This window comes from Streptomyces sp. NPDC059010 (assembly GCF_042740355.1).
GTDB lineage: Bacteria > Actinomycetota > Actinomycetes > Streptomycetales > Streptomycetaceae > Streptomyces.
This window is the reverse complement of sequence record NZ_JBHYJA010000009.1, coordinates 169285-189246: the sequence shown is the minus strand read 5'-3', so window position 1 is coordinate 189246 and position 19962 is coordinate 169285. Positions and strand designations below refer to the sequence as shown.

14 protein-coding genes are annotated in these 19962 nt (G+C 68.5%); 5 read left to right on the top strand and 9 right to left on the bottom strand.

Annotated features, from left to right (window positions below; genetic code table 11):
• The first annotated feature begins 128 nt into the window (after positions 1–128).
• The gene (locus tag ACFWYS_RS11975) at positions 129–1550 is read left to right on the top strand and encodes a DEAD/DEAH box helicase (RefSeq protein WP_384766139.1); all 1422 of its coding nucleotides are present in this window, start codon (positions 129–131) and stop codon (positions 1548–1550) included.
• 108 nt (positions 1551–1658) lie between these two features.
• Here the strand turns inward: ACFWYS_RS11975 and ACFWYS_RS11970 are convergent, their stop codons facing one another.
• The 7 genes from ACFWYS_RS11970 to ACFWYS_RS11940 all read right to left on the bottom strand — a co-directional run bounded on the left by ACFWYS_RS11970 (position 1659) and on the right by ACFWYS_RS11940 (position 8839).
• Positions 1659–1991 (bottom strand): putative quinol monooxygenase, encoded by a 333-nt coding sequence (locus ACFWYS_RS11970; protein ID WP_384766137.1) that lies wholly within the window; start codon positions 1989–1991, stop codon positions 1659–1661.
• 234 nt (positions 1992–2225) lie between these two features.
• Entirely contained in the window at positions 2226–3305 is a 1080-nt protein-coding gene (locus tag ACFWYS_RS11965; RefSeq protein ID WP_384766136.1) for an ABC transporter ATP-binding protein, read from the bottom strand.
• 1 nt (position 3306) lies between these two features.
• A complete protein-coding gene (locus tag ACFWYS_RS11960; protein WP_384766134.1) occupies positions 3307–4395 on the bottom strand; it encodes an ABC transporter ATP-binding protein in 1089 nt (362 codons plus the stop codon).
• On the bottom strand, positions 4392–5237 hold the full coding sequence (locus ACFWYS_RS11955; RefSeq protein ID WP_126387649.1) for a carbohydrate ABC transporter permease: 846 nt from the start codon (positions 5235–5237) through the stop codon (positions 4392–4394). The genes ACFWYS_RS11960 and ACFWYS_RS11955 overlap by 4 nt, the downstream gene beginning before the upstream one ends.
• Complete coding sequence (locus ACFWYS_RS11950) at positions 5234–6112, bottom strand: carbohydrate ABC transporter permease (RefSeq protein WP_384766133.1); 879 nt, start codon at positions 6110–6112, stop codon at positions 5234–5236. The genes ACFWYS_RS11955 and ACFWYS_RS11950 overlap by 4 nt, the downstream gene beginning before the upstream one ends.
• A gap of 81 nt (positions 6113–6193) precedes the next feature.
• Entirely contained in the window at positions 6194–7795 is a 1602-nt protein-coding gene (locus tag ACFWYS_RS11945; RefSeq protein ID WP_384766131.1) for an extracellular solute-binding protein, read from the bottom strand.
• Between the two features lie 18 nt (positions 7796–7813).
• Entirely contained in the window at positions 7814–8839 is a 1026-nt protein-coding gene (locus ACFWYS_RS11940; protein WP_384766129.1) for an NAD(P)-dependent alcohol dehydrogenase, read from the bottom strand.
• Between the two features lie 182 nt (positions 8840–9021).
• On the opposite strand from ACFWYS_RS11940, the gene ACFWYS_RS11935 reads away from it, so the two are divergent.
• A complete protein-coding gene (locus ACFWYS_RS11935; RefSeq protein ID WP_384766127.1) occupies positions 9022–10806 on the top strand; it encodes a sigma-54-dependent Fis family transcriptional regulator in 1785 nt (594 codons plus the stop codon).
• A 178-nt stretch (positions 10807–10984) separates the two neighbouring features.
• Entirely contained in the window at positions 10985–13399 is a 2415-nt protein-coding gene (locus ACFWYS_RS11930) for a SpoIIE family protein phosphatase (RefSeq protein WP_384766125.1), read from the top strand.
• 199 nt (positions 13400–13598) lie between these two features.
• Here the strand turns inward: ACFWYS_RS11930 and ACFWYS_RS11925 are convergent, their stop codons facing one another.
• The gene (locus ACFWYS_RS11925) at positions 13599–14819 is read right to left on the bottom strand and encodes a metallophosphoesterase (protein ID WP_384766123.1); all 1221 of its coding nucleotides are present in this window, start codon (positions 14817–14819) and stop codon (positions 13599–13601) included.
• Between the two features lie 354 nt (positions 14820–15173).
• Positions 15174–16640 carry a non-reducing end alpha-L-arabinofuranosidase family hydrolase gene (locus ACFWYS_RS11920; RefSeq protein WP_384766121.1) on the bottom strand — a complete coding sequence of 489 codons (1467 nt, stop codon included), beginning with the start codon at positions 16638–16640 and terminating at the stop codon, positions 15174–15176.
• A gap of 375 nt (positions 16641–17015) precedes the next feature.
• Here ACFWYS_RS11920 and ACFWYS_RS11915 point away from each other — a divergent pair, with 375 nt between their 5' ends.
• Both ACFWYS_RS11915 and ACFWYS_RS11910 read left to right on the top strand, forming a co-directional pair.
• Positions 17016–18446: an endo-1,4-beta-xylanase gene (locus ACFWYS_RS11915; protein ID WP_384766120.1), complete on the top strand. Its 1431-nt coding sequence runs from the start codon at positions 17016–17018 to the stop codon at positions 18444–18446.
• A gap of 100 nt (positions 18447–18546) precedes the next feature.
• A complete protein-coding gene (locus ACFWYS_RS11910) occupies positions 18547–19848 on the top strand; it encodes an RICIN domain-containing protein (protein ID WP_384766266.1) in 1302 nt (433 codons plus the stop codon).
• Positions 19849–19962: the final 114 nt, after the last annotated feature.

Here is a 19962-nt window from a genome sequence, read left to right as displayed (position 1 = left end):
GCGTGCACCGTGCTAATGTTGCGCGTTTGCAGCGTCGCTGTGTCGGTGTTCCGTTCGGTGTCTCCGGCTGGTGGCCGCGTCCCTGCCGCGCCTTCCCCCGGTACGGTCCCTTCGGAGGAAGGCTCTCTGTGAGCGAATCAGCACGTGCCGATGCCCGGCAGCAGGACGATGTGCCCGAGGCGTCGGGCGCCACGTCGCCAGTGCCCACGGCGGCGTCCTTCGCGCGGCTGGGGCTGCCGGCCGAGGTTCTGCGGGCGCTCGATGAGCACGGTGTGACCGTGCCCTTCCCCATCCAGGCGGCGGCACTGCCGAACGCGCTCGCGGGACGGGACGTCCTGGGCCGGGGCCGCACAGGATCCGGCAAGACGCTCGCCTTCGGCCTGGGGATGCTCGCCCGGACGGCCGGGCGGCGCGCGCAGCCGAAAGAGCCGCTGGCGCTCGTTCTCGTGCCCACCAGGGAGCTGGCGCAGCAGGTCGGTGAGGCGCTCACCCCGTACGCCGAGGCGCTGCGGCTGCGGCTCGCGACCGTGGTGGGCGGAGTGTCCATCGGACGGCAGGCCGCAGTGCTGCGGGACGGCGCCGAGATCGTCGTCGCCACGCCCGGTCGGCTGCACGACCTCATCGAGCGCAACGGCTGCCGACTGGGACGGGTGCGCATCACGGTCCTGGACGAGGCCGACCAGATGTGTGACATGGGGTTCCTGCCGCAGGTCACCGAGATCCTGGACCAGGTGCGCCCCGACGGGCAGCGGATGCTGTTCTCCGCCACCCTCGACCGCGATGTCGACCAGCTGGTGCAGCGCTACCTGCGAGACCCCGCCGTCCACTCCGTGGACCCCTCGTCCAGCGCGGTCTCCGCGATCGAGCACCATGTCTTCGTCGTGCACGGCCCGGACCGGTACGCCGTGACCACGGAGATCGCCGCTCGGGACGGCCGCGTCCTGCTGTTCCTGGACACCAAGCACGGCGTCGACCAGCTCACACGGCACCTGCGGGCCAGCGGCGTGGCCGCCGCCGCCCTGCACAGCGGGAAGTCCCAGCCGCAGCGCACCCGGACCCTGGCCCAGTTCAAGAACGGGCAGGTCACGGCTCTGGTAGCGACGAACGTCGCCGCACGCGGCCTGCACATCGACGACCTCGACCTCGTGGTCAACGTCGACCCGGCCACCGACCCCAAGGACTATCTGCACCGCGCGGGCCGCACGGCCCGGGCCGGCCGCTCGGGCACCGTCGTGACACTCGTCCTGTCCGGACAGCGCCACGACACGAGCCAGGTCATGGCGGACGCCGACGTCGCCCCCAAGGTCATCAAGGTGCGGTCCGGAGAGGCGGACCTAAGTCGGATCACCGGCGCCAAGGCCCCCTCCGGAAAGCCTCTCGACGGCGGGCCGGCCGTACCGCGCCCCAAGAACCACAACGCCCCGTTCCGCGGCCTGGGCAGCACCAAGGACGCCACGGGTGGCTCCGGCGGCAGGCCGTCCCGCAAGAGCAGCGAGGCCCGCAAGCTCGCGGAGGCCCGCAAGGCGGCCCGGGTGCGGCGCGGCGGCTGAGACCGGCTTCCCGCACTGGCGGTCGGTGCCTTCGTCCACGCACCGTTCGACGGTGTTGCGCTGTTTGACCGTGAGCGCACCACCGCTCCCTGATGCTTGGGCAGGGTGCTACTCCTGTTCCGGGACCGCCATCTCCCCGAGGAGCGACCAGTCCTCCTGCGGAATCGTCGCGTTCACAATGCGCGGCGTCTCGACCAGATGGGGCGGCAGCGTCTGCTGCGCAGCCTTGAAGTGCGCGGACTGTACATGCGCGACCCCGGCCTCGTCGTCGCGGAAGGCCTCGACCAGGACGTACTCCGTCGGCTCGTCCACGCTGCGCGACCAGTCGAACCACAGGCAGCCGGGCTCGGCGCGCGTCGCCCCGGTGAAGTCAGCGGTGATCTCGGGCCAGCGGTCGGCGTGCTCGGGTCGGACTCGGAACTTGGCGGTAATGAAGATCACGGGATTCCTTCGCTGATGAATGTGCACCCTGCCTCACAACAGGCGTGGTGTACGGCTCGACGGCGTCGTCCCGCACCGGCAGGACGACGAACCGATCCAAGGGCAGGCGGGCCTTGCTCGCGTTCCGGTCGCGCCATCGTGACTCATGGCGAACGGATCGTACGAACTGCCCTGCCGGTGCCGGCTTGCGGACTTCACGACACCCGGCGTGTCGCGGTGATGGCGGACGGATCGTTACGAACGGAGTACCAACTTACCGTCCGCGTACGGAAGGACCTTGGCGCGCGGCAGGTGCACGAGGACCTCCTCGCCGACCGGAACTCCTTCTTCCCGCGGCGTTTTGACCCTGACGGGTTGCCCCGCGACCTCGACGTCGAGCACGCGCTGCGCGCCGTGGTCACTGACGCCCCGCAGCCGGCCGGGGAAGGTGTTGGGGCCGGGGTCCGTGACGATCTTGACGTACTCGGGCCGGACGCCGACTCGGACCTCGGTTGTGCGGCGGGGGATGTCCCAGGCGACGGACAGCGGCCGGCCGCCCAGCGTGAAGGGCCCGTCATTGCGGTCCACGGTCAGGAAGTTCATCGCCGGCGAGCCGATGAAGTAGCCGACGTAGGTGGAGGAGGGCGCCTCGAACAGCTGCTCAGGGGTGCCCTGCTGCACGGCGCGGCCGTCCTTCATGACGAGCAGTTCCTGCGCGAAGCTCATCGCCTCGTACTGGTCGTGCGTCACATAGATCACCGTGGGCCGGAACTGCTCCGTGATCTCTCGGATCTTGCGCCGCAGCGAGTGCTTCAGCTGCGGGTCGATCACGGTGAGCGGCTCGTCCATCAGGACGGCCGCCACGTCGTCACGGACGAGGCCGCGGCCGAGTGAGATCAGCTGCTTGTCGTCGGCGGTGAGCCCGCGAGCGGGCTGCCCCAGCCGGTCGTGCAGGTCCAGGGCCTCGGCGACCTGCCGGACCTTGGCGTCGATCCTCGCCTCGTCCTGGCGTCGGCACTGCAGTGGGAAGGCGAGGTTGTCGTAGACCGTCATCGACTTGTAGATGACGGGGAACTGGAAGACCTGGGCGATGTTGCGCGCCTTGGTGGGCAGGGCGGTGACGTCGACACCGTCGAACAGCACCCGCCCCCGGGATGGTCTGACGAGGCCGGACAGAATGTTCAGCAGCGTCGTCTTGCCGCAGCCCGAGGGGCCGACCAGCGCATACGTCCTGCCGGACTCGAAGGTCAGCTTCAGCGGCTTGAGAGCCCACCGCTCCTCCTCGGCACCCGGCGCGTATGCGTGTCCGACGTCGACGATGTCCAACTGCGCCATATCAACGGCCTTCCACTGAAGCGAGATCGTATGACGGTGTCCGCATGAGCGCCCCCTGCTCGTCGAAGGCGAACAGACGGTCGGGACGGAGCCGGAGTCTGACCACGTCGCCGAGGGCGAAGTCGTGGATGCCCTCGATCTGTACGACGAAGGGGGTCTCGCCGACGACCACATGGACGAAGGTCTCGGAGCCGGAGATCTCGACGAAGGTGACCTGGCCCTCGACACCGCTGGAAGCCAGGCTGACGTCGGTGGCGCGCAGGCCGAACCGGTAGGAACCGTCGGGCAGGTCGGCCAGGTGGGCGGAGGCGTGCGTGGCCTGGAAGCCGGCCACCGTGACCTGGCCGCCCGCCAGCCGGCCCGCGAAGATGTTCATGGGCGGGTCGTTGATGATGGACGCCACCGTGGTGGTCGCCGGGCGTTCGAAGACCTCCTGCGGGGTGCCGCTCTGGAGGATGCGCCCCTCGTGCATGACCAGGACCACGTCCCCGAGCATCATCGCCTCGGCGGGTTCGGTCGTCGTGTAGACGACTATCGTGTCGCCCTGCTCCGAGAAGAGGGTCTTGAACTCGTCGCGCAACTGTTCGCGCAACTTGTAGTCCAGGTTCGCCAGTGGCTCGTCGAGCAGGAGGATGCCGGTACCGCGGGCCAGGGCGCGGGCCATCGCGACGCGCTGCTGCTGGCCGCCGGAGAGCTGGGAGGGCTTGCGCTTCTCGAAGTCCGCGAGCCCCACGCTCGCCAGGCTCTGGCGGACCCGTCGTCGGATCTCGTCCCGTGGCAGTCCGGCTCTCTTCAGCGGGAAAGCCACGTTGTCGAACACATTGAGATGCGGGTAGTTGATGAACTGCTGGTAGACCATGGCGGTGTCGCGCCGCCACACCGGTGTCTTCAGGAAGTCGGCTCCTGCCCGGGTCAGCGCGCCGGAGTCCACTTTCTGCAGGCCGGCCAGGGCCCGCAGCAGCGTCGTCTTCCCTGCCATCGTCCTGCCGATGACGGTGTGCAGCCGTCCCGGCCGGAAGGTGGCGGTCAGGTTCTTGAGGTGGTCGACGCCGTCGACGGTCAGGCACAGATCAGTGGCGCTGAGGTTCATCGGACAGCTCCCGAGAGGTTCCCCTTGGACAGAAGGCGCTCCACCCACAGGGCGAGCAGGATCAGCGGTGCCACGCCGAAGAGCGCGGCGGCGGAAAGCGTCCACCACGGTGGGATGGAGGAGTTGAGGGCGACGACCGCCTGAGGCAGGGTCTGGACCTCGGTGAAAGTGAGCCGGAAGGCGAAGAAGAAGTCGTTCCAGCCGAACACGGCGCAGAACATCGCCGCCACGGTCAGCCCGGGCAGGGAGTTCGGCAGGATCGCCCGTACGAAGGTCTGGAACGGGGGGCAGCCGTCCAGCATCGCCATCTCGTCGATCTCCCGGGGGATGCCGTTGAAGAAGTCCACCATCACCCAGACCGCGATCGGCAGCAGCAGCGCGACCGTCACGATGACCAGGCCGGGGATGGTGTCCAGGAGGCCACCCCATTGCAGGAGGTAGAAGAAGGGGATCACCAGGACGACGGGCGGCATGATCCGTTGGGAGACGAAGAAGAAGACGATGTCGCTGTTCTTGATGAAGCCCAGCCTGAACCGGTACCGGGACAGCGCATAGGCGGCCAGCGACCCCAGCGCCAGGCTGATCGCGGACGCGGCGATGGTGACGATGGCACTGTTGATGAAGGGGTCGATCACATCGATGCCGCCGGCTCCACCGAAGATGTTGCGCCAGCCGGTGAGGGTGGGCTCGTACTGCGCCCAGGGGAGGTAAGTGGGGCCGCCCTGGACGGCGTTGGCGTTCTTGAAGCTGGTCGTCATCGCCCAGAAGAACGGTCCCGCGACGAAGCAGGCCCACAGGGCGATCACGGTGTATTTGAATACGGGATAAAGGCGCGACCTCATGAGTCCCCCTTCAATTTGAGTGCCCTGGTGAGCAGGGCGGCGACGACCGTGAGCGTGACGATCATCAGGACGAGGTAGGTCAGGGACATCGCCCCGCTGTAGCCGGTCTGCTGATCGCGCAGTCCCTGGATGTAGAGGTAGTAGCCCGGCGTCTCCGTGGAGGACCCCGGCCCGCCGGATGTCAGGACGTAGACGCTGTCGGAGAGCTTGGACGCCTCGATCAGCCGGATGATGACCGCCGCGACCGAGACCGGTGCCATCAGCGGGAAGGTCACCTTCCGGAAGGTGCGCCAGGTGCCGGCGCCGTCGATCGCGGCGGCCATGAACGGTTCCTTGGGAAGGCTGAGCAGGCCGGCCAGCAGCAACAGGAACATGAAGGGGGTCCACTGCCAGACCTCGACGGTCATCAGCGCGAACAGGGCCGGTCCGGACTCGGTGAGCCAGGGAATTTCCGACAGGCCCAGCATCCCCAGCACATCGTTCACCGGTCCCAGCGACTCATGGAAGATCGTCTGCCAGATGGCGGCCATCACCACGGGCGTGGTCATCATGGGGACGAGAAAGAGCACCCGCCAGAATCTGCGGCCGCGTACCTCGCGCCAGACCAGCAAAGCCATGCCGAACCCGATGAGGTACTGGATCAGGACCGTGCCGCCCGCCAGCAGGATCAGCCGGGTGATGGAGGCCCAGAAGCGGCTGTCGCCCAGCATCGCGGTGTAGTTGGCCCCTCCGATGAAGTCCATCTGAGGGTTGCTCACGTTCCAGCCGGAGAAGCTGACGCGGATGGTGAACAGCAGCGGGAAAATGATGATCAGAAAGAGCGTGAGCAGTCCCGGCAGCAGGAACATGCTCTTGTGCCGGCGCAGGCCGTCCATGGTTCTCCTTGCGGAAGGGGGCGGGAATCCCCGGGTGGCCGACCGGTGCGGTCCGGCCACCCGGGGCGCCCTGCGTTCGGATCAGGACTTGTCCTCAAGCGCGACCACGTTGCGATAGGCGCTTCGGACCTTCTCCTCGCCGATCTGGTCGGTGATCTTGGTCCATTCCCCGGCCACGCCGTCCAGTGCCCGCTGCGGGGACTCCTGGCCCGCCAGCGCCGCGGCGACGCCGTTGGCCAGCGCGGACATGTACTGGTTGACGCCGGGGACCCGCAGGTCGAAGACGCGGTTGGGGTTCTCTTCCATGCCGGAGAGCGTGTTCACGTACGCCTCGGCGACGTCCTTGTCCCAGCCCTGCTTCTCCCAGAACGCAGGGTCGAAGTGGGAGATGCGGTAGGGGTTGACGCCGAAGCGTCCGATGGTCAGGTCGAGCGCGGTGTTGGCCTCGTTGCTGAAGAAGCACAGGTAGTCGAAGGCCATCTCCTGGTGGCTGGAGGCCTCGGCCACGGCGGAAGTCCATCCCCAGGTGAAGTAGGCCGCCTGGTTCGCCTTCTTGTCCCACGACTTCGTGGTGCGGTTGTAGACCTCCGCGGAGCCCGGCAGCGGCGCCGCCTCGACCGTGTTGCGGATCCTGCTGTCCGGCTGCTGGGCCTGGATGAAGGCGTCGTCCCAGGAGTAGGACATCAACGTCTGGCCGCCTCCGAAGGAGAAGATCTCGTCTCCCAGGCCGAAGTTGGCGCCGCCGGGTGCCCAGGTGGACTTGGCCTTGACCATGTCCTTGAGGGCACGGACGAAGCCGGGCGTGTTGATCAGCGGCTTCATGGTCTCGATGTCGAAGAAGACACCACCCTCGACGTCCGGATTCTTCACGTACGGCGCCGCTCGGCTGATGAACGCGGAGAACGTCAGGTCATCGCGCTTGGTCACCTCGGCGCTGCCGTAGTTCTTCTTGCCGTCGCCGTCGAAGTCCTTGCCGTTGAAGACCTCGGCTATTTCCTGGTATTCGGCCCATGTCGTGGGGACCTTCAGGTCCTTGCCCGTGGCCTTTCTGTACTCCGCCTGCCACTTGGGGTTCTTCAGCACGTCGCTGCGGACCTTGAGGTAGTGCCGGTCACCGTCCACCGGGTACTGCACGACCTTCCCGTCCCAGGTCGCCACGTCCATGTAGGCCGCGGTGACGTCCTGCATGCCGGTGGTGTTGAGGTACTTCTCCGGCACCGGTGCCAGGTAGGGGGCCATGTCGCCGATCCACAGGGACGGGTAGAACATGACGTCGTACGCCGGCTGGCCCGCCTGGAGGGGCGTGAGGATCTTCTGGTGCAGCTCGCCGAAGGGGACGTTGACCACCTCGACCTTCCCGCCGGTGATCTCCTCGAACTGCTTGGCGTGCAGCTGCGTCGGCTCACCGATGACCGGGACGGCATGGCTGATGATCTTCAGCGTCTGCCCGGAGTAGTCCTTACGGCTGATCGACTCGTAGCTGCAGGCGCCGGGGACGTCCTTCACCTTCGTCGCCGGGTAGTTCTTGCCGTACTTCTGGTAGCTGATCTCCGAGCCGGGCTTGAAGAGCGCCGTCTTTTCCTTGGGCTTCTGCTGTGCCTCGTTCTGGGCGGTGCACGCGGTGGCGGTCAGGGCCGCTACGGCCGCGACGGCGACCAGGCCCGGGTACGGTCTGCTGCGCATGGGGCTTCTCCTGCGGTGTCAGGGGATCAAGATCGCTCGGCCGCGTACGGCGCCGGCGTGCAGGTCGTCGAGGGCCTGCCGGAAGGAGGCGAGGGGGTAGCGCTGGGTGTGCAGGGCGACCTTGCCGCCGGCCGCCAGGACCATCAGCTCGGAGAGGTCGTTGTAGGACCCCACGAGGTTGCCGATGAAGTTGATCTCCGTGGAGATGACGTCGATCGTCGGCACGTGGAGGTGGCCGCCGTAGCCGATGACGTAGTAGTTGCCGTTGCGGCGCAGGCAGGCCACGCCCGTCTCGACGGCGCCACCCTCACCGACGAAGTCCAGGACGGCCTCCGCCCCGTGTCCCGCCGTGAGGTCCCGTACGCGGTCGGCTTCGCTGCCGTCCGCGACGAGCGTGTGGTCGGCGCCGAGTTCCTTGGCCAGCGCGAGGGCCTCGGGGCTCCGGTCGATGACGATCATCTCGACCGGCGACAGGGCCCGCAGCACCTGGATGCCGATGTGTCCGAGTCCGCCGGCGCCGATGACCACGGCCTTGTCACCGGGCCACAGTGCCCGGGCCGCCTTCGCGGCGGCGTGGTACGCCGTGAGCCCGGCGTCGGCCAAGGCCGCCACCGAGGCCGGCTCCAGGGACGGGGCGAGCGGCACGACCGAGCGGGCGCTGGTCTTCAGGTACTCGGCGTAGCCCCCGTCGGCGTCGATACCGGGAAAGGCCGAGTTCATGCAGTGCACGTCGTCGCCGGCCCGGCAGGCGCGGCACAGACCGCAGGTCACCAGCGGGTGCAGGATGACCGGGTCACCCACCTCGACGTTGGTGACGGCCTCCCCGACCTCCGCGACCCAGCCGGCGTTCTCGTGACCGATCGTGTACGGAAGGGCGACCCCGCTCTTCTCCTTCCACTGTCCTTCGAGGATGTGCAGATCGGTCCGGCAGACTCCGGCGCCCCCGATCTTCACGATCACATCCAGCGGGCCGGTGACCTGCGGGTCCGGCACGTCCACGAGCACGGGCGGCTCGTCGTACTCGATGACCTGCACGGCTTTCATGGCGGCTCCCTGCGATTCGGCGGGTGGGGGGTGCGCCGATTACACAGGCCGCCGTTCGCAGGTCGATGTCTCAGAATCCGTCCGCGGATGTCTCAATGTGATACACGCCGTAGGCGCGACGCCGCCGAGCTGTTCCAATCACTGCACCGAGGAATGTGACGCGCGCCGCACGGGAGTGTTAAATGCCCCGACACCAACCCGGGAACTCACTGAGAGCAGCCAGAGAGCTCTATCTGGAGGCCACCAACGATCCGAGCGCCCGGCCGATGGTGGTCGCCTCATGGCAACGCTCCATCGAGTACAACGTGAAGTCCGGCAGCCTCGACGCTCCCTACCTGGACAACCCCAATCTGGACAGCCCCCTCGCCAGGGCGGCGCTGCCCATCCTGGACACGCTGCACGAACAGCTCGCCGACGACCCGGTATCCACGATGATCACAGACCGGAACGGCGTCGTGCTGTCCCGGAAGGTGTCCCACGACGGCCTGACGACGCACCTCAACCGCGTGCGTCTGGCCCCGGGGCATGTGTTCGCCGAGCGCTACGTGGGCACCAACGGCATCGGCACCGCGCTGGCCAGCGGCCGCCCGGTCGTGATCGCCGGAAGGCAGCACTACGTCGAAGAGCTGCGGGAGTTCCACTGCGCGGCCGTGCCGATCCTGCATCCCACCCGGAGCACGCTGCTGGGAGCGTTCAACCTCACCACCATCCGTCAGGGCTCCGACGGCATGCTGATGGCCTTCGCCCGCTCGGTCGCGGCCCAGATCGAGGCCGAGATCGCGGCGATCACCTCGCGGCGCGAGCGGGCTCTCTTCCAGGACTACATGGAGGCGTGCTCCTCGGCGCGCCCAGGACCCGTGCTGGCACTCAACCGTGATCTCGTCATGATGAACGAGCAGCTCAGCGCCGCCGTTACCGGGCCCGATCACTATGCACTGCTCGACCACGCCCGTGAGATCGCAGACCATCCCCGGCTGGAGGGGACCCGTAGCATCGCCCTGCCCTCGGGGCGGGTCGCCGAACTCAGGGTCAGTCGCTGCCGGCGCGAGGACAGCGACGCCGGCGCCGTCTTCCGAGTCCGGCTGATCGGACGGGCCCAGCCCAGCTCTGCGGTGTCCGCCCCGCCCGCCCGCTCCAACCTGGGACTGGTGGGCTCGTCCCCGCACTGGCTGCGCGCCGTCGCCGACAGTGAAACAGCGTTCGTCGCCGGGACATGGCTCCATCTCCTGGGCGAAGCCGGCGTCGGCAAGAGGACACTGGTCGAGGCCATGCACCGGGCCCATGGCGCCGGACGTCGGCTGGAGATACGGGAAGCGCCGCTGTCGGATTCACCTGCCGTCACCGAGCGCTGGCTGCACGATGTCGAAGAGCTGCTCGTCGTGCCGTCCAACGTGCTCCTCCTGCGCGACGTGCACCTGCTGGGCGACCACCTGCGGCACCGGCTCACGAACCTGCTGGTGCGGCGGGACAGCGGCGTGACCGGGCAACTGGTCATGACCAGCCAGCCGTCGATGGTCAGTGCCGACGACGAGCTAGACCAGCTCTGCGGCGCCTTGGTGGAGGTGCCTGCCCTGCGCCATCGCTTCGGGGACGCCGAGCACCTGGCGCGGTTCTTCCTGCGCAAGTACCGGCCGAGCGGTGAGAGCGGGTTCTCCCCGGATGCGCTGACCATGCTGCAGCGATGCCCCTGGCCGGAAAACGTCCGGCAGCTGGAGTCGGTGATCCGGGGCCTGGCGCGGCGTCCGTCGGGCCGGATGATCCACGCGGAGGAGCTGCCGCCTGAATGCCGGGCGTCCTCGAACAAGGTGCTCACCACCATCGAGGCGCTGGAACGCGACGCCATCCTGCGTGGACTGATGGACCGCAACTCCAACGTCCAGCGGACCGCGCAGGACCTCGGGATCTCCCGCGCCACGATGTACCGCAAGATGCGCCGCTACGGCATCATCCCGTCGAGCCTGACATGACGGGCTGTGCCGGCGGGGAGGCCGCCGCACCTGTGGCGTGGCGGGCAGGGCGGATCCATCGTGGAGCAGGGAGCGACCCACTCGGGTCCGCGTCACGCCGGTTGCCGGCCGCCTGCGCGGAACCGGGGCGGTGGTTATCGGCATCCGATACGAGGTGGTGTCCGGGGTGGAGAAGCGGATGACAGTGCTCAGCGAGAGCCCGGACGATCCGTTCGCACTGCACAACGCGGCCTCGGCGGTGCTCGACGACCGGGGAACCGTGGTCGCCTGGAGCAGGCGGGCCGAAGAGCTGCTCGGCTACCCGGAGTCCGCGGTGATCGGCCGTCCGGCCTTCGATGTCCTGATCGACCCCGGCGACCTGCCGGCCGCCAAGGACGCCGCGGCGACGTGCAGGAGAGACGGAGGCTGGTTCGGCGTACTGGCGGTGCGGCATGGCAGCGGGCAGCTCGTGGAGATCGGTTTCCGGGCAGGTGAACTACTGCGCGGTGACCATGACCGCGACTGGTTCCTCGTCGGGGCACCCGCGGCGGAGGTCCTCGGGTGGCAGCGGGACCGCGCGGTCCTCGACGGGTTGTTCCGCCGATGCCCGATCGGTCTGGTCGTTCACAGCCCCGAGATGGCGATACTGCGGGTCAACAGGGCGATCGAGCGGTTCACGGGAATCCCGGCCGCCTCCTTCCCGGGAATGCCCACGGGCGCCCTCTTGGTCGCCGAGGACGCGCGGAGGTCTGTGGAGCGGGTGCGCCAGGTGATGGAGAGCGGAGAATCACTGGTCTCCAGCGAGCAGTACGCCCGTCTGGAGCGGGATCCGGCACGCGTGCGGGCCGCGTCCGTCTCGGCTTTCCGACTGCAAGATCCCGCCGGCCGGGTCCTGGGGGTGGCCGAGACGGTGGAGGACGTCACCGAGCGCCATCGGGCCCGACTGCGCCTGGCGCTCCTCGACCAGGCCGGCGCCCGCATCGGATCGACGCTCGACGTGCGGCAGACGGCCTGCGAACTCGCGGATGTCATGGTCCCCCACCTGGCCGACCACGTAACGGTGGACCTCTTGCAACCGGTGATGCGCGGCGAGGAGCCGACGCGGGTACCGGCGGGACCCGTCGCACGGGTCGCGGTCCGCGGCGTCGGCGCCCAGCAGCCCGACCTGCCGCAACCGGAAGGCGAGCCGGTGCAGCTCGCACCCGGCACTCCCCAGGCCGGCTGCCTGGCCGACGGGCGGCCCCTCCTCGAACCGATCCTTTCGCCCGACCGGTTCCCGACAGAGCCGCGCCGGGGCGAGCATGAACCGGACCTCTCGGCTCATTCGCTGATCGTGGTGCCACTGGCCGCGCGTGGCCTGGTGCTGGGCGTGATGAGTCTGTGGCGATCGCGGCACCCCGAGCCGTTCGAGGCCGACGATCTCACTCTGGCCCTGGAACTCGCCTCGCGTGCCGCCGTCGGCATCGACAACGCTCGACGCTTCACCCAACAGCAGCAGACCGCGTCCACCCTGCAACGCACCCTTCTGCCGAGGAGCGTTCCGCACCAGCCGGCCCTCGAAGTGGCCCCACGCTATCTCCCGGCCCGTACGGCCACCGGTCCCGGCGGTGACTGGTTCGACGTCATCCCGTTGTCCGGGGCCAGGGTCGCGCTCGTGGTCGGTGACGCGGTCGGTCACGGACTGCACGCCGCCGCCACGATGGGCCGACTGCGTACCGCCGTGCACACCCTCGCCACCCTCGACCTCGAACCGGACGAGGTCCTTTCCCGGCTGGACGACCTGGTCGATCTCCTTGCCGCCGAACAAGAGACAGCCGGCGAACGACCCCCGGGCGAGCAGATTGTCGGCGCCACCTGCCTGTACGCCGTCTACGACCCCGTCTCCCGGCAATGCGCCGCGGCGCGGGCCGGTCACCCGCTACCGGTCGTGACCACCCCGGACGGACAGGCAGCCCTGCTCGACCTGCCTCCCGGTCCGCCGCTCGGCCTGGGCGGTCTGCCGTTCGAAACCCGGGAGATCGAACTGGCCGAGGGCAGCTTGCTCACGCTCTACACCAACGGACTCATCGGCGAACGCCACCTGGACGTCGACACGAGCCTGCAACGGCTGCGCACAGCGCTCACCCACCCGGCGGACCCCTTGGAGAAGACATGCCAGGCGGTTGTCGACTCCCTCGTGCCCGGAGAGCCCGCTGACGACATAGCCCTGCTCATCGCACGCACCCGCGTACTGCCACCGGAGAACGTCGTCTCCTGGCAACTGCCGCTGGATCCGACCGCCGCCGCCCAGGCCAGAAAGCTCGCCACGGACCAACTCACTCAATGGGGACTGGAACACCTGGCGTTCGCCACCGAATTGATCGTCAGTGAACTGGTCACCAACGCCTACCGCTACGCCGACGGCCCCGTGACCCTGCGACTCATCCGTGAACGATGTCTCGTGTGCGAGGTCGCCGACGCCAGCCACACCTCACCACACCTGCGTCGCGCCCGCACCACCGATGAGGGCGGCCGCGGCCTGTTCCTGGTGGCCCAGCTGACCGAGCGCTGGGGCACCCGATACACCCGTGAGGGCAAGACCGTGTGGACCGAACAGTCGCTGCTCGGGCCGTGAATCCGCCCCGGGGCGGTCACCAAGCTGTCGACCTGACGAACGCGAGAAGGGCGCCTGGCGGGCATTCGCCCAGGTCAGGCGCCCTTTTCTGGGCCTAGAAGAAGTCCGGCCTCTTCGGCGAACGTAAAACGTGGCCAGGTATGGCTCGTTGGAACCGTCGGCCCGGGAATGGTCCGAGCGGATGTGTTGGCCCCGGGTGCTATGGCGAGGTGGGCAGGTGCGGGGAGCGGAGCACGAGCAGGGTGATCTCGCTGGGGGCGAAGACGCGGAACGGCGGGCCCCAGAAGCCGGTGCCGCGGCTGGTGTAGAGGAGGGTGCGGGTGCCGTGGTGGCTGAGGCCCGCGAGGGCGGGCTGGTCGATGTGGACCAAGTGGTGGAAGGGCCAGATCTGGCCGCCGTGGGTGTGGCCGGAGAGTTGGAGATCTATGCCGGCGGCTGCCGCCCGGTCGATGAACTTGGGCTGGTGTGCCAGGAGCAGGACGGGTAGGTCGGGGTCGGCGCCGTTCAAGGCTCCGGCGAGGTGGGCGCGGTGGCCGGCCAGGCCGGAGGACTCGGCGGTGACGTCGTCCACGCCGGCGACCACGAGGGCGTCGCCTCCGCGTTCGAGCAGCAGATGGCGGTTGCGTAGCGGCTCCCAGCCCAGCTCGTCCATCAGGTCGACCCAGCCCTGGGCCTCGCTGTAGTACTCGTGGTTGCCGGTGACATAGACCCGGGCCCGGGTGGCCTGCACGGTACCGAGTGGGACGGCCTGGGCACGGCGGCGTTCGGCCGTGCCGTCCGCGATGTCGCCGGTGTGGCAGACCAGGTCGGCTTCCAGAGTGTTCACCGTCTCGCATACCCGCGCCGACCAGCGAGTGCGATCGAGCGGGCCATAGTGGGTGTCGGTGATGAGGACGACGCGGATGCCGTCCAATCCGGCACCCAGCCGTGGGAGTCGCACGTCGAGTCGGCGCACGCGCGGCACGCGGCGGGCTTCGGCGTACCCCCAGGCGAGCAGTACGGCGGTTGCGCCGAGGACGGCCCAAGTGACGATTCGAGCCCGGTCCTGACTCTCGTCGACGCCGGCCACGGTCAGGGCGAGCCGCAAGGGGACGCCGAGCAGAAGGGACCAGGTGAACAGAACCCAGCTGGTGCCCAGCAGGGTGTCACCGACGATCGCCGCCCGATCCTGCTGGCGCCGGCCGTGGCCGCGCACCATCGCGAGCGGCATACCGACGAGGCCCAGGGCGAACAGGGCGGTGCCGACCAGCGTGACGGGCAGCGGCCAGTACTGGCCGGTGTGCAGGAGCACCCAGCAGGGCACGGCCCACAGCAGGACGGGGGCGATCAGGGGAAGGTAGCGCATCAGGCGGTGCAGTCGGCTCTGTCGCGGAGCTTGCGCTTCGCTGTCGGCGGGTCGGGTGTTGCTGGTGTCGGTCACGCTTCCCCCTGACCAGGCTGCCGTCTTGCGCACTGTATCCGGTCGCCCTTGTATCCGGTCGCCCTCGGGCCGGCTGGACCGGCGTTCATGGGCGCGGCCCCGTGGGGTGAAACCGCAATGCCGGCCTGGCTCGTCCGCCGCGGCGCACCAGGCCACCCGGTGCGCCTGGACCGTTGGCAGGCGCCACCGGCGGCGGCACCGCGTTACGGGATGGCCCTTGGGCTGATGAGCGTTGCCCGACCCGCGCTCCGTCGCCGGATCAGCGCTGACGTGGTCGCGTGACCCGGGCGGGCTCGGCCTTCCGCCGGGCCCGCCACGTCGGCTCCGTACCGGAGCCGGACTCGTGCCACGCCGTCAGCGCTGCAGTGTCAGCAGACCCGGACGGTAGGGCAGGAGGCCGTAGTCGCCGCCGGAGTTGGGGCTGCGCCCCTGGTAGAGCAACCGCAGATTGCAGGGATCGACGGTCATGGTCTGATCGGCGCTGGTGCGGATCAGTTCGCCATGGCTGATGTCGTTGGTCCAGGTGGCGCCACTGTTGGCCTTTCCGGCGAAGGGATTGCTCTCGGTCGCGGCCTGGGGTGTCCATGAGCCGTTCAGACTGGTGGCCGTGAACGAGCGGAAGTAGCGGCCCTGCGAGCCGATCGCCTCGACGATCATGAGGTAGCGGTTCTGACCCTGCAGCTTGTAGACCTGCGGGGCCTCGAACAAGTTGTTCTGGGTGTCGCTCATGATCGTCGTGTACGACGAGCCGAAGCTGCCCGGGAAGTTCCCGATCGGCATGCTCGCCCGGTAGATCTTGCCGTTGTCACCGGCGAAGAACAGGTACATGTTCGTCCCGTCGGCGATCAGCGTCTGGTCGATGGGTCCGGTGCCGGAGCCGGAGATGCTTCCGGTGAAGAGCGTCTGCTGGGACGACCAGCCATTGGGGTTGGTGGGATCGCTCGACGTCCGGTAGGAGAAGGCGGTCCCGCCCCACTGGTAGGCGAGTACCCAGATGTTCTTCGGCGCGAAGTAGAAGAGCGTGGGCGCAACGGTGGAGGACGACATGGTGTTCTGGCTGGCCGAGCCCATGTCCGACCAGTTGGTGAACAGGCCGAAGTTCATCGAGCCCCAATTCGTCCCCGTGTCGTGCGTCGTCGCGTAGACGAGTTGCCTGCCGTTGTAGGGGACGACGGTGAAGTCCTTGAGCGACACCCACCCCGGCTTGGGCTGCGCCAGCGCGCCCGTTGAGGTCCAGCGGTATGTCGACGGAAGATCGCACGGGCCGGTGGTGTCGCCGCCGACCTTGACGAGCTGCCACTGCTGGTTGGCGCCGCCCCAGTCGTCGTACTGGACGACGTTCGCGTTGTCGGCGGTGGCACCGCCCTGCACTTCGAGCGCCTTGCCGCTGTGGCGCGAGATGAGCCTCACGTAGCCGTCCGAGCTGTCGGCCAGCCGCCACTGCTGGTTGGCGCCGTTCAGGTCGGCCCACTGGACGATCGAGCCGCCGTTCGCGGTGGACAGGTTGTAGACGTCCAGCACCTTGCCCGAGTGGCGGGACTTGATGCGGTAGTAGCCGCCCCCGGAATCGACGAACTGCCACTGCTGCTGGGTCTGATCGTTCCTGGTCCACTGGGTGATGCGGGCGCCGTCGTCAGTCGCCCTGTTGTAGACATCCAGGGCCTTGCCGCTGTTGCGGTTGACCAGCACATACGAGGCGTTGGTGTCGATGGTCGCCGCGGCGGCGGGCTGGGCGCCGAGGAAGGCGGCCAGGAGCAGCAAGGGCGCGAGGACGGCGAGCAGGCGTCTAGGACGGGGCGAAGACGGGGGGCGAGACCACATCGGAGGCCTTCCTCTCGAAACATTCGAAGAATTCCCGGATACTTCGACGCCACAAGCTAGAAATATGGAGCCCTCTGGTCAAGGCCTGTCGCCGATCTGTCCACAAACAGCGCCTCCTCTCCCGGCATTGGCCTCGTTCCTGGCTCGGAGGACTCCCGAATGTTTCGATCGATGGACCGAAATTTCTTTGGTAAGGAGTATTGACGAGTCATCGTCAACGCCTCAATCATCCGTGTCTGAGAACCCGGCGGTAGTTCGAGATGTCGAACTTATGACGCCGCGTGGCGGTCCCCCCACTGAGCCGCGTTGGAGTGCCCCCATGCCTGTGTCGCAACACGCCGCCGCCCCCGTGATCTCTAGCTTGGAGGCACAGCCATGGGCTCGTATGCCCTTCCCAGACCCCCTGTCCGCCGGAAGATCCGCGGCCTGCTGCTGGCGCTGGTCGTCGGCGCGCTCGGTACGTCCGCCGCACTGGTCGCGCCGCCGCCCGTACACGCGGCCGAGAACACACTCGGCGCCGCGGCGGCGCAGAGCGGCCGCTACTTCGGCACCGCCATCGCCTCGGGCAGGCTCGGTGACTCGGCGTACACGACCATCGCGGGCCGTGAGTTCAACGCGGTGACGGCCGAGAACGAGATGAAGATCGATGCCACCGAACCGCAGCGGGGCCAGTTCAACTTCACCGCCGGTGACCGCGTCTACAACTGGGCGGTGCAGAACGGCAAGAAGGTGCGCGGCCACACCCTGGCCTGGCACTCCCAGCAGCCCGGCTGGATGCAGAGCCTCAGCGGCGGCTCGCTGCGCCAGGCGATGATCGACCACATCAACGGCGTGATGGCCCACTACAAGGGCAAGATCGTCCAGTGGGACGTCGTGAACGAGGCCTTCGCGGACGGCAGTTCGGGAGCCCGGCGCGACTCCAACCTGCAACGCACCGGCAACGACTGGATCGAGGTCGCCTTCCGCACCGCGCGTGCGGCCGACCCGGCCGCCAAGCTCTGCTACAACGACTACAACGTCGAGGACTGGACCTGGGCCAAGACCCAGGCCATGTACGCCATGGTCCGAGACTTCAAGCAGCGCGGCGTGCCGATCGACTGCGTCGGCTTCCAGTCGCACTTCAACAGCGGCAGCCCCTACAACAGCAACTTCCGCACCACTCTGCAGAGCTTCGCCGCCCTCGGCGTCGACGTGGCCATCACCGAACTCGACATCCAGAGTGCCCCGGCCACGACCTACGCCAACGTGACCAACGACTGCCTGGCCGTCCCTCGCTGCCTGGGCATCACCGTCTGGGGTGTGCGCGACAGCGACTCCTGGCGACCGGAGCACACGCCGCTGCTGTTCAACGGCGACGGCAGCAAGAAGCCCGCCTACACCGCGGTCCTCAACGCACTCAACGGCGGCTCCACCAACCCGCCTTCGGACTCCGGACCGATCAAGGGCGTCGGTTCGGGCCGCTGCCTGGACGTGCCCGGCAGCAGCACCACCGACGGCACCCAACTCCAGCTGTGGGACTGCCACAACGGCACCAACCAGCAGTGGACGTACACCGCCGCCGGCGAGCTCAGGGTCTACGGCAACAAGTGCCTGGACGCCGCCGGCACCGGCAGCGGCGCCAAAGTCCAGATCTACAGCTGCTGGGGCGGCGACAACCAGAAGTGGCGCCTCAACTCCGACGGATCCATCGTCGGCGCCCAGTCCGGCCTCTGCCTGGACGCCGTCTCGGGCGGCACCGCCAATGGCACCCTGATCCAGCTCTTCTCCTGCTCGAACGGCGGCAACCAGCGCTGGACCCGCTCCTGATGGGGCCTGCCGCAAACGAAAGGGTGAATCGATGAAGACCTACGGCGCGGCTTCCCCCGCCCCTCCGCGACGAGATCGCTGGTGGGCCCGGGGCGCCGCCGTGGTGGCGGCGACCCTCGCGATCGGCATGCTCGCCGCGGTGAATCCGGCGCCCGCCGAGGCGGCGACGGTGGACACCCAAGCCTGGTACGTCCTGGTCAATCGCAACAGCGGCAAGGCGCTGGACGTATCCGGCGCATCCACCGCCGACGGCGCGCGGGTCAACCAGTGGACGCGCACCGACGGAGCCAACCAGCGCTGGCAGTTCGTGGACTCCGGCGACGGCTTCTACCGCCTCAAGGCCCAGCACTCGGGCAAGGTTCTCGACGTGGCCGGCGCCTCGACCGCGGACGGTGCCGGGATCCAGCAGTGGGCCGACCACAACGGGGCCAACCAGCAGTTCCGCCTGGCCGACTCCGACGCGGGCCACGTCCGGCTGATCAACCGCACCAGCGGCAAGGCGGTGGAGGTGCAGGGCGCCTCGACCGCCGACGGCGGCAACGTCGTCCAGTACGCCGACTGGGGCGGCGCCAACCAGCAGTGGCAGATGGTCAAGGTGTCGTCCGGTGGCGGCGGCGCATGCGGCAGCGCCCCGACTCTGGCGAGCGGTACGCACACGATCCAGAGCGGCGGCAAGAGCCGCAGCTTCATCCTCAGGGTTCCCGCCAACTACGACAACAGCCACCCCTACCGGCTGATCTTCGCGTTCCACTGGCGGGGCGGAACCGCCGGCGAAGTCGCCTCGGGCGGCACGAGCGGGAACGCCTGGTCCTACTACGGCCAACAGGAGCAGTCGAACAACAGCGCGATCCTTGTCGCCCCCCAGGGGCTGGGCAACGGCTGGGCCAATTCGGGTGGTGAGGACGTCACCTTCGTCGACGACATGATCCGGCGCATCGAGGGCGGCCTCTGTGTCAACCCGGCACAGCGCTTCGCCACGGGATTCAGCTGGGGCGGCGGTATGAGCTACGCACTCGCGTGCAGCCGGGCGAACGTCTTCAGGGCCGTCGCGGTCATGTCCGGTGCTGAGATCAGCGGGTGCAGCGGCGGTACCCAGCCCATCGCCTACTTCGGAATCCACGGCATCGGCGACTCCGTCCTCAACATCGCACAAGGACGGTCCCTGCGCGACAAATTCGTCAGCAACAACGGCTGCACCCCCCAGAGCCCGCGCGAGCCCGCGCCGGGCAGCCGAACGCACATCACCACCACCTACTCGGGCTGCCGTGCCGGATACCCGGTCCAATGGGCCGCGTTCGACGGAGGCCACATTCCCGGTCCGGTCGACGGCTCCTCCGGCGAAAGCGGTGTCACCACCTGGACCAAAGCAGAGATCTGGAGGTTCTTCGCACAGTTCCAGTGACACGCCCGCACTACGGAGTGGGGGGGGGGGGGGTGTGGGGGCCCCCCCCCGGGGTGGGGCGGTGGGGGGGGTATGTAACCCCCCCGGCCAGGGGCGGTGTGGTTTTAACAAAGA